Source organism: Klebsiella planticola (assembly GCF_000783935.2).
Lineage (GTDB): Bacteria > Pseudomonadota > Gammaproteobacteria > Enterobacterales > Enterobacteriaceae > Klebsiella > Klebsiella planticola.
Window position 1 is genome coordinate 4,822,015 of sequence record NZ_CP026047.1, and the last position, 13,695, is coordinate 4,835,709.

11 protein-coding genes are annotated in these 13,695 nt (G+C 55.2%); 6 read left to right on the forward strand and 5 right to left on the reverse strand.

The genetic code is table 11. The annotated features are described in order from the left end of the window. Positions 1–2 precede the first annotated feature (2 nt). Complete coding sequence (locus tag MC50_RS28730) at positions 3–152, reverse strand: hypothetical protein (RefSeq protein ID WP_190306313.1); 150 nt, start codon at positions 150–152, stop codon at positions 3–5. 434 nt (positions 153–586) lie between these two features. Between MC50_RS28730 and MC50_RS23285 the strand changes: the two genes are divergently transcribed. Then, positions 587–1,471: an SDR family oxidoreductase gene (locus MC50_RS23285; protein WP_047665021.1), complete on the forward strand. Its 885-nt coding sequence runs from the start codon at positions 587–589 to the stop codon at positions 1,469–1,471. A 71-nt stretch (positions 1,472–1,542) separates the two neighbouring features. On the opposite strand, the gene MC50_RS23290 is transcribed toward MC50_RS23285, so the two are convergent. The 4 genes from MC50_RS23290 to MC50_RS23305 all read right to left on the reverse strand — a co-directional run bounded on the left by MC50_RS23290 (position 1,543) and on the right by MC50_RS23305 (position 7,053). Beyond that, positions 1,543–2,337, reverse strand: a complete 795-nt coding sequence (locus tag MC50_RS23290) for an MBL fold metallo-hydrolase (protein WP_047665022.1) — start codon at positions 2,335–2,337, stop codon at positions 1,543–1,545. A gap of 163 nt (positions 2,338–2,500) precedes the next feature. Next, the gene (locus tag MC50_RS23295; RefSeq protein ID WP_004862810.1) at positions 2,501–3,136 is read right to left on the reverse strand and encodes a carbonic anhydrase; all 636 of its coding nucleotides are present in this window, start codon (positions 3,134–3,136) and stop codon (positions 2,501–2,503) included. 212 nt (positions 3,137–3,348) lie between these two features. Next, positions 3,349–4,998, reverse strand: coding sequence for an OFA family MFS transporter (locus MC50_RS23300; RefSeq protein WP_047665023.1), 1,650 nt, complete (start codon positions 4,996–4,998; stop codon positions 3,349–3,351). Positions 4,999–5,274: 276 nt separating this feature from the next. Further along, positions 5,275–7,053: a sigma-54 interaction domain-containing protein gene (locus tag MC50_RS23305; RefSeq protein WP_032687286.1), complete on the reverse strand. Its 1,779-nt coding sequence runs from the start codon at positions 7,051–7,053 to the stop codon at positions 5,275–5,277. 467 nt (positions 7,054–7,520) lie between these two features. On the opposite strand from MC50_RS23305, the gene ygeW reads away from it, so the two are divergent. The 5 genes from ygeW to arcC all read left to right on the forward strand — a co-directional run bounded on the left by ygeW (position 7,521) and on the right by arcC (position 13,645). Next, complete coding sequence (gene ygeW, locus MC50_RS23310; protein ID WP_032696015.1) at positions 7,521–8,708, forward strand: knotted carbamoyltransferase YgeW; 1,188 nt, start codon at positions 7,521–7,523, stop codon at positions 8,706–8,708. Positions 8,709–8,768: 60 nt separating this feature from the next. Next, positions 8,769–9,968 carry a diaminopropionate ammonia-lyase gene (dpaL, locus tag MC50_RS23315; RefSeq protein ID WP_032687284.1) on the forward strand — a complete coding sequence of 400 codons (1,200 nt, stop codon included), beginning with the start codon at positions 8,769–8,771 and terminating at the stop codon, positions 9,966–9,968. 62 nt (positions 9,969–10,030) lie between these two features. Further along, positions 10,031–11,242, forward strand: coding sequence for a YgeY family selenium metabolism-linked hydrolase (locus MC50_RS23320; protein ID WP_032696014.1), 1,212 nt, complete (start codon positions 10,031–10,033; stop codon positions 11,240–11,242). A 51-nt stretch (positions 11,243–11,293) separates the two neighbouring features. Continuing rightward, on the forward strand, positions 11,294–12,700 hold the full coding sequence (gene hydA / locus MC50_RS23325) for a dihydropyrimidinase (RefSeq protein WP_032696013.1): 1,407 nt from the start codon (positions 11,294–11,296) through the stop codon (positions 12,698–12,700). A gap of 12 nt (positions 12,701–12,712) precedes the next feature. Then, on the forward strand, positions 12,713–13,645 hold the full coding sequence (gene arcC / locus MC50_RS23330; RefSeq protein ID WP_032687281.1) for a carbamate kinase: 933 nt from the start codon (positions 12,713–12,715) through the stop codon (positions 13,643–13,645). Positions 13,646–13,695 lie beyond the last annotated feature (50 nt).

Here is a 13,695-nt window from a genome sequence, read left to right on the forward strand (position 1 = left end):
TCTTAGCGCTGCTCGGGAGCGGGGTGATAAGGATCTTGCTGATGATCCTCGCTATCGTCGCGTTTACGCGGGATTTCACCCTGCTCGCGCGGGTCTTCTTTTTCCGGGCGGCTGCCGCGCTCTGCGGCGTGAGTCGCCATCAATCCCCTCATGTATACCTCCGGTAGCAGCGTGGGTGATTGCGGTTGTTGGTGAGCCGGCGGCAGGAAAAGGTCCTGCGCAGGTTCCTCAACCAGCCTTATAAAGCCTGGTTGCCAGGATGCGTTTTAACAAGCGAAATGAGTTACACCGGGTCCGCACCCGACAGTGGTCATGGAACTGGTACGCCGGCGGCGACGAAGAGCCGCTTCACCGCGGTCATCTTATTGAAAGAGATTCTCAATTAAATGGCGAGAATCATCCTAAAAACAGCGCTATCGGACACGCATCGCCTGTTGGCAAACCTGCCCGGCAATCAACATATTACCCGCCGCAATGCTCTTTTAGTGCCGACATTCGCCGTGGCGCAAGCGGCACATTAATGGTGCTAATCCCGCCCACCGTGCGTCATCCGGCCTATCCTTAAGGTTTTACGCAGGAGGACCCTATGAGCGATAACGCAACACTCACAGCCCCGTATCCCCAGCCCCCTTTTGCCGACCAGCCGCAAACGCCGCCCGGTTTAGCATCAGAAATGGTCCCTGTACCGGATCACGGTGAGAGCAGTTACCTCGGTTCCGCGTGGCTTACGGGAAAAAGAGCGCTGATTACCGGCGGCGACTCAGGCATTGGCCGCGCGGTGGCGATCGCCTTTGCCCGCGAAGGCGCCGACGTGGCGATAAACTATTTGCCGGAAGAGGAACCTGATGCCCGGGAGGTCATCGCCCTGATCGCGGCCGAAGGGCGCAAAGCGGTGGCGCTTCCCGGCGATATTCGCAGCGAAGCGTTTTGCAAGGCGCTGGTGGAACAAGCCGCCAGTGAGCTGGGCGGCCTCGATATCGTGGTCAATAACGCCGGGCGCCAGCAGTACTGTGAATCGCTGGAAGATCTCTCGACCGCCGATTTCGACGCCACCTTTAAGACCAACGTCTACGCGCCGTTCTGGATAACCAAAGCCGCGCTGCGCTATCTTCAGGCCCAAAGCGTGATCATCAATACCTCTTCCGTGCAGGCCTTTAAGCCCAGCCCGATTCTCTTTGACTATGCGCAGACCAAAGCCTGCCTGGTGGCCTTTACCAAATCGCTGGCCAAACAGCTGGGGCCGAAAGGCATTCGGGTCAACGCGGTCGCTCCCGGCCCCTACTGGACGGTGCTGCAATCGAGCGGCGGCCAGCCGGAGGAAAAAGTCCGCCAGTTCGGCGCCGATACGCCGTTGGGCCGCCCGGGCCAGCCGGTAGAGATCGCCCCGCTGTATGTGACCCTCGCTTCTGACGCCTGCTCCTTCACCTCAGGCCAGGTCTGGTGCTCGGATGGCGGCGACGGGGTGTTATAGCGGCCATTTTCGGCAAGGCGCGACGCAGAGGAGTCCTGTCCAAAAGGGCTTCTCATCGCCATTAACAGGCGTCATCCACGCAGGCAGGCGAGATATTTCTCTGCGAAACGTTGTACTCTTTCGTGCGCGTTTTTCGGCATATCTTGCCCTTCGAAGGCGCCGTACAGTCGGCTAAACCGCACGCCGGCCAGCCGCTGCCTGATGCTTTCAATTACCGGCGCGGGCAACGGCAGCATATTTGGGTAGCTCCACATAAAAGAGACCGCATCCGCGCCGGGAGTCACCTGCAGGATGTCGCCCACCAGCAGCGTGCCATCGCCCTCGCGCCAGTGTAGAACGGTTCCCCCGGCAAAGTGGCCGCCCAGTCGCAACAGCTGCACCGAGGGCCATAGCTCAAGCGCATCGCCTTGCCACAGGCGAATCGCCGGGCTATGGCGCACGATCCACTCGCTATCGCTGGCATGCAGATAGACCGGTGCATCAAAGGCGGCCGCCCAATCCTGCATGGTGGTGTAGTAATGGGGGTGGGAAATCGCGATAGCATCAATACCGCCGAGCGCCGTTATCAACGCCGTCGTGGCAGCATCGAGATTGGCAATGCAATCCCACAGAATATTGCCCTGCGGCGTTCTGAGCAGAAAGGCGCGCTGATTGATAGCGAACCGGGGAACGGTTTTAAGGCTAAACAGCGCGTGGTCATGCTGCTGCCAGGCGTTGGTATGACGGCTGATGAGATCGTCAAAGGTTGTCCACGCCTGTCCGCTGACCGGGACATACTGCCGCTCATCGTCACAAATCTTGCAGCGTAAGATTGTGGCTCTTGTTTCGTCATACGACGTGCCGCACGTTTCACACAGCTTAATCATTATTCCCCCTCCTGCACGATGGTAAAGCAGTCATGAGTATGGCAGATGCGCGATGACGGTCGGTCATGATGCAGGCGACGGGAAAGCCACAGGGGAAAAATGGGGGGACCAGTCAAAAAACGGGATGCTGAGATCCAGGGCTTCCCTGCCCTGATGAGAGAAATTACTCGAAGTAGACGGCCGGGTTCTCCGACAGCGATACGAAGGTTTTGGTGTTCTTATCCAGCGCGCCAATCGCCCCGCTTTCGATATCGTAGACCCAGCCGTGCAGGCGCAGCGCCTTATCGCGCAGACCCACGGCAACCGACGGGTGAGTTTTGATGTTGTTCAGCTGTGCGATGACGTTTTCCCGCACCATCGCATTCACTTTATCGATTTCACTGTTCCAGGTGCCTTTCTCGACCACCGCTTTTGCCGCATCGGCATAGCGCAACCAATGCGCCACCGCCGGCATCGGATCCAGACACTGACAAGTCGCAACCGCAGTCATCGCGCCGCAGTTGGAATGGCCGCAGATCACAATATCGGTGACGCCCAGGGCAACAACGGCATATTCGATAGTCGCGGAAACGCCGCCCGGCTCTGGCCCGAACGAGGGCACGATATTCCCCGCGTTACGAATGACAAAGAGCTGTCCCGGTTCCTGCTGGGTCACCAGTTCCGGTACCAGGCGGCTGTCAGAACAGGAGATAAACAGCGCTTTGGGATTCTGACTGGAGGCCAGGCTACGGAAGAGCTCTTTACGCTGCGGGAAGATCTCTTTCTGGAAGTTGAGGAAACCCTCAATGATATGTTGCATAGCAGTGTCTCTTTTCTCGGTATGAATTACGGTATGACAAAGATCACAGTTTGTCAGTGTATCACCGCAGCAGAGAATAGGAATCGTTATTCAAATGGAATCTATATGTTGCAGCCCCGATCGTTTCTGCGGGGCTGTTCAGAAATACAGGCGAACTCACGCCTCCGGCAGCGTAATGGATGCGTTGCGTCCGTATGCGCACGATCGCCTCGCTATATGAAAAATTTTATCGCCTGTTGCAACGTCGTTCCCATCCCCCACAGCAGCGGTAGACCCACAGCAAACCAGCTTAACGTTAGTAGCACAACGGAGGGACGGGCCTCCCACGTCAGCTGCGCGTTAGCATTAATGGTATACATGCCCTTAGCCTGCTGCTGCTGTTCGGCGGTCATGGCATATTTTTCCGCAATCGGGCGCACAAGCTGGTTGCAGATGAAACCCATAACCAGTAATGCCGTCAAGACCAGCAGCGTAATATCATAGATCCGCGCCGGGGCGATGCCTTGCGCCAGCTGATATTCTCGCAGGTAATTCACCAGCACCGGCCCGCTAATGCCGGCAGCGGACCAGGCGGTCAGCAGACGACCGTGAATCGCGCCAACCATCTGAGAGCCAAAGACATCGGCCAGATAAGCCGGAATGGTGGCAAAGCCGCCGCCATACATCGAAATAATGACGCACAGCGCGCAGACGAAAAGCGCCACATAGCCACCGTGGTTGGTCAGCGGCAACGTCCCGTATAACAACGCCCCCAGAAAAAAGATTAAGGCAAAAGTGGTCTTTCTGCCGCACATATCCGACACCGAAGCCCAGAAGAAACGGCCCAGAATATTAAACAAACTGAGCAGGCCGGTGAATCCGGCGGCCATCGTCGCAATCCGCTTCAACTGTTCGCCACTTAATTCATTCCAGCTCAGGTCCTGCGAGAGGAGCTTTCCGGCAAAAATCTCCTGCAGCATGGGTGAGGCCATACCCAAAATGCCGATACCGGCGGTGACATTCAACCACAACACCAGCCACAGCAGCCAGAACTGGGGCGTTCGCCACGCCACGCAGACATGCACCTGTATGGTGGAATGATTACGCATCACCTTTTGCGCTTTCTCCCCCGAGGGATGCCAGCCCATCGGCGGCAAACGGTAGCCAAACGTACCGCACAACATAAACAGCGAGTAGATACCCGCCAGCGCCAGGATACTCTGCCAGACGCCGTTTCCTTGCGGACCGGCAAAAAAGTTCATCAGCCAGTTCGCCAGCGGCGCGCCAACCAGTGCTCCGCCGCCGAAGCCCATGATCGCCATGCCGGCAGCCATCCCACGTTTGTCCGGAAACCAGCGCAGTAACGTAGAAACCGGCGCTATGTAGCCCAGCCCCAGACCAATACCGCCAATCACTCCGGCTCCCAGCCACAGTAGCCACAGCTGATGACTGTAAATGGCCAGAGCGGAGAGCAGCAACCCGCCGCACCAGCACAGCGTCGCGACGAGACTCACCAGTCGCGGACCGACTTTTTCCAGCCAGCTTCCCCAGAGTGCCGCGGCGCAGCCAAGGAAAACAAAAAACAAGGTATAGGTCCAACCCAGCAGCGAAATTTTCCAGTCACATTCTCGGGTCAATAGCTGCTGCCAGAATGACATCTCAGCCGGACATTGCAGGGGTTGTATACCGCCAATTAACTGCGACATTGGCAACCAGAAGACGGAAAAGCCGTAAGCCATACCGATGCATAAATGCACGGCTAACGCCGCCGGAGGGACCAGCCAACGGTTAAATCCGGGGCGGGCAATGATGCGAGACTTTGCAAAAAAGGGGGTGATCGGTGATACGGCTAAGGGGGGTGTATTCTCATTGAGTTGCGCCATAATCCTGTCCTTATCATGTTTGCTAACCGGCGGCCTCAGCGGCCGAAGACAGAGTTACAAAGCAATAATGACGCCACCTGGTTAAAAAACAGACAGAAATGAAGACTGAAGCGAGCAAGCACTGCCTGCTGCTGGCCTCACAGGCAGCAGTGAATGAGTCAAACCACAAGCCGGAGTAAAGAAGAGATGATTTTGATAATTGCCGCTCTCAGAGTGATAACCCGCCGCCACTCGGGCACACGTTTAGCATAAGGGCTATCCTTGCCCGTTCACGAATCAGATGCCAATCAGTTCGTACTTTTTAATTTTGCGATACAGCGTGGCAATGCCAATTCCCAGCTCATCCGCTGCCTGTTTCTTATTGCTGTAGCGAGTCAGAGCGTCGCGAATCATCTGTTTTTCCATCGCTTCCAGCGCCGTACTGCCCTCTTCCTCTTTAACCTCCGCCATCTCGCCTGGCAGGCTGGCATCGCGCCCGGTGGTTTTACCGCTGCAGATTAAGTTAGGCGGAAGCAATGACGCATCAATCACCTCACCAGATGGCACAACGTTGACCAGATACTCCATCAAATTGCTTAGCTCGCGGATATTGCCAGGCCAATGATAGCGCTTAAGCAAACCGATTACCTCGGGAGAGACGCCGGGATAGACCAGCTCGAGACGGCGGGTATGCAGCTGCAGGAAATGGTGAATGAGCAGCTCGATGTCATCCTGCCGCTCGCGTAGCGGCGGCAACCTTAACGGAATCACGTTAAGCCGGTAATAGAGGTCCTCACGGAATTTACCCTCGGCGATAAACTGCGCCAGGTTTTGGTTGGTGGCGGAAATAATGCGGATATCAACCGGAACCGGGTGACTGGCCCCTACCGGCTGGATCTCACGCGACTCAATTGCTCTTAGCAGCTTTGCCTGCAGGGTAAGCGGCATATCGCCAATCTCATCGAGAAACAGCGTACCGTGATTCGCCGCCTGTATCAGCCCGGGTTTACCGTTAGCCGACGCGCCGGTAAATGCTCCCTTTACGTAACCAAACAGCTCGCTCTCCAGCAGCTGTTCCGGGATAGCCGCACAGTTGATAGCAATAAACGGCTTTGCCTGTCGGTCGCTCAGCTTATGAATGGCGCGGGCGACAACCTCTTTTCCGGTCCCGCTTTCGCCAGCAACCATCACGCTGGACGGACCGCGCGCTATGCGGCTAATCAGTTTTTTCAACTGACGCATCGGGCGACATTCGCCAATCAGCTGCTCAATCTGCGGCTCGTCCTGCGCCGAACTGAAATCCGTCGTGGCATGCGATTGATGAAACGCCATTAAGAATAGCCACTGATCCTGAACAGCATGCAGCTGCCCGATAATAAGTTCTTTCTTGTCATCAAAGGAGATCACATGCTGCATATGGCCGCGAACAAAATTATGTTCAAAGGTTAACGGGCGAAAAGTAATCGTTTTGCCAACCATATTTCCCTGATTCACGCCAAGAATCTTTAATGCCGTCTGGTTAGCAAATTTTATCTTTTGATCGAGGCTAACCACCAGCACCCCCTGATCCATATTTTCAATCATGGTCAAAAATATTTTTTGAATATTATCGCTACTGCCCTGACCTTCCAGCAACCGCGAAACAAATATTGATGAGACATGGCGAACGTAATCGGAGAATTCGTGGAGATTGTCCTTAATTCGCTCCTGCTGCTCGCGGGTTAACGCAATAAGGCTAATAACGCCCACGCACTGCCCCTGATAAATAACAGGCGTGCCAAGAAACGCTTTCTCTTTGCAATTCTCTTTGCTGGCACATCCTTTACAAAGGGGATCAAAACGTGAATGGGTAACAACTTTGTCTTTTTTTGTTTCTATTATGTAACGCAAAAGTCGCGAATCTTCATTCAACTTTTTTCCAAGCAACCTCCCGTACGCTCCTGTCCCGGCGACGCGACAGAGTGTGTTATCGACAATCTCGACCTCAAGCTGAAGAACGCTGGAAAGCATACGAGCAAATCGTTGAATTGTGGGTTGAATTTGCATCAATACGGATAAGGTGTTAGAGGAAATCATAATGAACCCTTACTCTCACTAACCGAAAACTATCTTTATTCTTTCCCGATGATACTACCCCAGGGTGGGAAGTATTTGATGCAGATAAAATCCCCTTTTCACTCTTTGACGGAAATATGGAGGCGATATCACATTTTCATATCAATATGAGAATTCGCAGAGGGTTTTTATCAATTTGACGATAAACCCGCCTCTTCTCCCCCCTCTCAGTTGCCTGTGAATAAAAGAAACCGCATTCAAGCCAGCATAACGAAAATGAATCTTATTTACCTCACCCCCAGGTTCCCCGATGTTTACGTGATCGTCATCCCATAATTACGGCCATTTATCTCTGCGTCTGCCTCTTTATCAGGAACTGGCACAGTTATTGTTAGTGAATATACAGCGCTGGCCGTCGCCACTTCACGCTCGCCGCTCCCGACCGCACAGCAATCATTAAGCTCGTCATTCACTACCAGGATCTAAAAATGAAAACTGTTAACGAACTGATTAAGGATATCAACCACCTCAACTCCAACCTGCACGATAAAGACTTCCTGCTGACGTGGGAGCAGTCTCCGGATGAACTGAAACAGGTTCTGGATGTTGCCGAAGCCTTAAAGACGCTGCGCGCAGAGAATATTGCCACCCAGGTGTTTAATAGCGGGCTGGGAATTTCTGTTTTTCGCGATAACTCAACCCGCACTCGTTTCTCCTATGCCTCAGCGCTGAATTTGTTAGGTCTCGCGCAGCAGGACCTGGATGAAGGCAAATCACAAATTGCCCACGGCGAAACCGTTCGCGAAACCGCCAATATGATCTCATTTTGCGCCGACGTTATCGGTATTCGCGATGATATGTATCTTGGCGCCGGCAATGCCTACATGCGTGAAGTCGGCGACGCGCTGGATGACGGATACCAACAGGGCGTACTGCCGCAGCGCCCGGCCCTCATTAACCTGCAGTGCGATATTGACCATCCGACGCAGGCAATGGCCGATCTTGCCTGGCTGCGTGAACATTTTGGATCGCTGGAAAACCTGAAAGGTAAAAAAATCGCCATGACCTGGGCCTACTCGCCAAGTTACGGCAAACCTCTCTCGGTACCTCAGGGAATTATCGGTCTGATGACCCGCTTTGGTATGGACGTCACTCTGGCACATCCGGAAGGCTACGATCTGATTCCGGACGTCATCGACGTGGCGAAAAACAACGCCAAAGCTTCTGGCGGTCACTTCCGTCAGGTCACCGATATGGCGGAAGCATTTAAGGATGCGGACATTGTTTATCCGAAGTCCTGGGCGCCTTATAAGGTGATGGAAAAACGCACCGAACTGCTGCGCGCTAACGATCATGCCGGGTTAAAAGCCCTGGAGCAGGCCTGCCTGGCGCAAAACGCCAACCATAAAGACTGGCACTGTACTGAAGAGATGATGGCGCAGACTCAAGGCGGCGAGGCGCTATATATGCACTGTCTGCCTGCCGATATCACCGGCGTCTCCTGCGACGAGGGGGAAGTCACCGAAGCCGTCTTCGAAAAATACCGGATCGCCACCTACAAAGAAGCCAGCTGGAAGCCATACATCATCGCCGCCATGATTTTGTGCCGCAAATACGCCAGACCAGGCCAGTTGCTGGAACAACTGCTCAACGAAGCGCAAAAACGCGTCAAGTAACCTATCAGGCTGGCCTGCAGGCCAGCATCACAGCCTCCGCATGAAGGATAAGGACAGTGTATGTCTGCTTTCTCACTGAAAATGGATATTGCCGAAAACCGTTTTTTTACCGGCGAAGCATCGCCGCTGTTTTCGCGCCAGCAGGCGCAACAGGCGCGCCATTTTCATCAAAAAATCGTCGGATATGAACCGACGCCGCTGTATGCCCTTAAGTCGCTGGCGGCTCTGTTTGGCGTGAGTACGATTCTGGTCAAAGACGAGTCGCAGCGTTTCGGTCTGAACGCATTCAAAATGCTGGGCGGCGCCTACGCTATCGCACAGCTGCTGTGCGAAAAATATCACCTGGATATCAACGCGTTCTCATTCGCTACCTTCAAAGCCAGTACAAAAGAAAAGATGACCTTTGCCACCACCACCGATGGTAACCACGGACGCGGCGTGGCGTGGGCGGCACAGCAGCTGGGTCAGAATGCCGTTATCTATATGCCCAAAGGATCGGCCCAGGAGCGCGTTGATGCCATCCTGCGGCTTGGCGCCAGGTGTATCGTCACCGAGATGAACTATGACGATACCGTACGCTTCACGATGCAAACTGCCCGGCAAAACGGCTGGGAGGTGGTACAAGACACCGCCTGGGAGGGATATACCAAAATCCCGACCTGGATTATGCAAGGTTACGCCACCCTCGCCGATGAAGCGGTAGAGCAGATGGCGGCAATGGGCATTGCTCGTCCGACCCACGTCTTCCTGCAGGCTGGCGTCGGCGCGATGGCCGGCGGCGTGCTCGGTTATCTGGTGGACGTCTTCGGCGCACGCGATCTGCATTCGGTTATCGTTGAGCCGGAGCTGGCGGATTGTCTCTACCGTTCAGGCGTCAAAGGTCAAATCGTCAACGTTGGCGGCAGCATGGCGACGATTATGGCGGGCCTGGCCTGCGGCGAACCCAACCCGCTGGGCTGGGACATTCTACGCAACTGCGCCACCCAGTTTATCTCCTGTCAGGATGCCGTAGCCGCGCTCGGGATGCGCGTACTGGGTAATCCTCTCGGTACCGATCCACGGGTGATTTCCGGAGAGTCTGGCGCTGTCGGTCTGGGCATTCTCTGCGCCGTACATTTTCACCCACAGCGCGAAGCGCTGATGAATAAGCTCGGACTGGATAGCCACTCCGTGGTGCTGGTTATCAGTACGGAAGGCGATACCGATGTGAAGCACTACCGGGAAGTCGTCTGGGAAGGTAAATATCCGGCGGCCCAATAATTCCTCAAAACACTGACAAATTCATCCCGCTGAGCGGGAAACAAAAACTGGAGAACTGATTCATGGCCAGGCACATTCCCTTCAAACTGATTCTTGAAAAAGCAAACCACTACCAACAGGACATGACCCGTTTTCTCCGGGACATGGTGGCAATACCGAGCGAAAGCTGTGATGAAAAACGCGTGGTCCATCGCATTAAAGAAGAGATGGAAAAGGTCGGCTTCGACAAAGTGGTCATCGACCCGATGGGCAACGTTCTTGGTTATATCGGCCATGGCCCGCGTCTGGTCGCGATGGACGCACATATCGATACCGTCGGCATCGGCAACATCAAAAACTGGAATTTCGATCCCTATGAAGGCATGGAGACCGATGAGTTAATCGGCGGTCGTGGAACATCGGACCAGGAAGGCGGAATGGCCTCAATGGTCTATGCCGGTAAAATTATCAAAGACCTCGGACTGGAAGATGAGTACACCCTGCTGGTCACCGGTACCGTTCAGGAGGAAGACTGCGATGGGCTGTGCTGGCAGTACATCATCGAGCAGTCAGGTATTCGCCCGGAGTTTGTCGTCAGCACCGAACCAACGGACTGTCAGATCTACCGAGGTCAGCGCGGGCGTATGGAAATTCGCGTTGATGTCCATGGCATCAGTTGCCACGGTTCCGCGCCGGAACGCGGCGATAACGCCATTTTCAAAATGGGGCCAATCCTCAATGAACTGCAGGATCTCTCGCACAAACTGGGCAATGATGAGTTCCTGGGTAAAGGCACCCTGACCGTTTCGGAAATTTTCTTCACCTCGCCAAGCCGCTGCGCCGTTGCCGACAGCTGCGCTATCTCCATCGACCGGCGCCTGACCTGGGGGGAAACCTGGGAAGGGGCGCTGGCGGAAATCCGCGCCCTGCCCGCCGTACAAAATGCAGACGCGGTGGTGTCGATGTACAACTATGACCGCCCCTCCTGGACTGGCCTGGTCTACCCGACCGAGTGCTATTTCCCGACCTGGAAAGTGGAAGAGAACCACTTCACCGTCCGCGCGCTCAGCAATGCCTATGAAGGGCTGTTTGGCAAAGCACCGGTCGTTGATAAATGGACGTTCTCTACCAACGGCGTCTCCATCATGGGCCGTCACGGCATTCCGGTCATCGGTTTTGGTCCAGGTAAAGAACCGGAAGCCCATGCGCCTAATGAGAAGACCTGGAAATCCCATCTGGTGACCTGTGCCGCGATGTATGCCGCCATTCCGCTTAGCTGGCTGGCCACGGAATAATCATTGTCTGCAACGCCTCCCGTCGCTTGGCGACGGGAGTCTGGAGTGTTTATGCGCGTACTGATTAAAAATGGCATCGTCGTCAATGCCGACGGCCGGGCTAAACAGGATTTGCTCATTGAAAACGGTCTGGTCAGCCGTCTGGCCCACCAGATAACGCTTGACCAACCGTGCGACACTATTGATGCCGAAGGTTGCTACGTGATGCCCGGCGGCATCGATGTTCATACCCACTTTAATATTGATACCGGACTCGCCCGCAGCTGTGATGATTTTTTTACCGGTACCCGCGCCGCCGCGTGTGGCGGTACAACAACCATCATCGATCATATGGGCTTCGGCCCTGCCGGCTGTCGGTTACGCCACCAGCTGGAGGCCTACCACGGATATGCCGCTTATAAAGCGGTGATTGACTACAGTTTTCATGGCGTTATCCAGCATATTAATCACGCGATTCTTGATGAGATCCCGATGATGGTCGAGGCGGGGATAAGCAGCTTTAAGCTCTACCTGACCTACCAGTACAAACTCAATGATGACGAGGTGCTGCAGGCGATGCGTCATCTACAGCGGGCCGGGGCATTAACGACCGTTCATCCGGAAAATGATGCCGCTATTGCGCAAAAGCGCGCTGAGTTTCTCGCCGCCGGTAAAACCGCCCCGCGCTATCACGCTTTAAGTCGCCCGTTTGAGTGCGAAGCCGAAGCCATCGCGCGGATGATCAATCTGGCACAACTTGCGGGCAACGCGCCGCTATACATCGTGCATCTCTCCAATAGTCTGGGTCTGGACTATCTACGTCTTGCCCAAACCCGCCATCAGCCGGTATGGGTAGAAACCTGCCCACAGTATCTGCTGCTCGACGAACGCTGCTATGAACGTGAAGATGCCTTGCAGTTTCTGCTCAGTCCACCGCTGCGTAACGCCAGGCATCACGATGCCCTGTGGTGCGGTATCAGCGATGGCGCGATTGATGTCGTCGCCACCGATCACTGTGCTTTCTCCATGGCCCAACGCCAGCAGCTTTCCGGTGGCGATTTCAGCCGCTGTCCGAACGGTCTGCCGGGGGTCGAAAATCGTTTGCTGCTCCTGTTCTCCCATGGGGTGATGACCGGACGTATTTCTGCCGAACGTTTCGTGGCGCTCACCAGCGCGACGCCGGCAAAGCTGTTCGGCCTGTGGCCGAAAAAAGGGCTGCTGGCGCCCGGCGCCGATGGCGATGTGGTGATCATCGATCCGCGGCGGACGACCACCATTCGTCATGAAATGCTGCATGACAACGCTGACTATTCCCCGTGGGAGGGGTTTATCTGCCAGGGCGCTATTCGCCAGACCTTGTCTCACGGCAGAGTGATCTTCGATAACGGTCACTTTACCGGCACCGCAGGCCAGGGGCGTTTCTTGCGCCGCCATCCCTTTTCAATCGCTAACGCTCCCGTAAGCGGAAATGCACCCTAAAGTGAGGAATGAATGAGTAAGAAAATTGTTCTCGCCCTTGGCGGAAATGCCTTAGGGGACGATCTGGCCGGGCAAATGCAGGCCGTTAAACAAACCGCGCAGGCCATCGTTGACCTGATTGCTCAGGGACACCAGGTGGTGGTGACCCACGGAAATGGTCCGCAGGTGGGGATGATTAACCTCGCTTTTGAAGCCGCCGCGAAAACTGAAGCGCACACCCCCATGTTGCCCATGTCGGTCTGCGTCGCCCTCAGCCAGGGCTACATTGGCTACGACTTACAAAACGCACTACGTGAAGCGCTCCTTTCCCGAGGAATGAGCGTGCCCGTGGCAACGCTGATAACCCAGGTCGAAGTGGACGCCAACGACCCCGCATTTAAACATCCAACCAAACCTATCGGTTCCTTTTTTAGCGAAGAAGAAGCCAGACAGCTGACCCGCCAGGGGTACACCATGAAAGAAGATGCCGGCCGCGGCTACCGCCGCGTTGTCGCCTCGCCGCAACCGGTGGATATCATCGAAAAAGAGACGGTGAAAGCGATGATGGAAGCGGGTCATGTGGTGATTACCGTGGGCGGCGGCGGTATCCCCGTCATTCGTGAAGGCCATCACCTGCGGGGTGCCAGCGCGGTGATTGATAAAGACTGGGCCAGCGCTAAACTGGCAGCGATGATTGACGCCGATATGCTCATTATCCTGACGGCGGTGGAGAAAGTCGCCATCAACTTTGGCAAAGCGGATGAGCAGTGGCTGGATACGCTCACGCTTAGCGATGCCGAACGCTATATTCGCGAAGGCCATTTCGCGAAAGGTTCTATGCTCCCGAAGGTTGAAGCGGCAGCCTCGTTCGCGCGCTCCCGTCCCGGACGTCAAGCCCTGATTACGGTGCTGAGCAAGGCTCAGGAAGGAATTGAAGGCAAAACCGGAACGGTGATTGCTGGTTAAACGATGCCTGATATGACCAGCAACCCTGAATACGCCCGGTGATGTTCCGG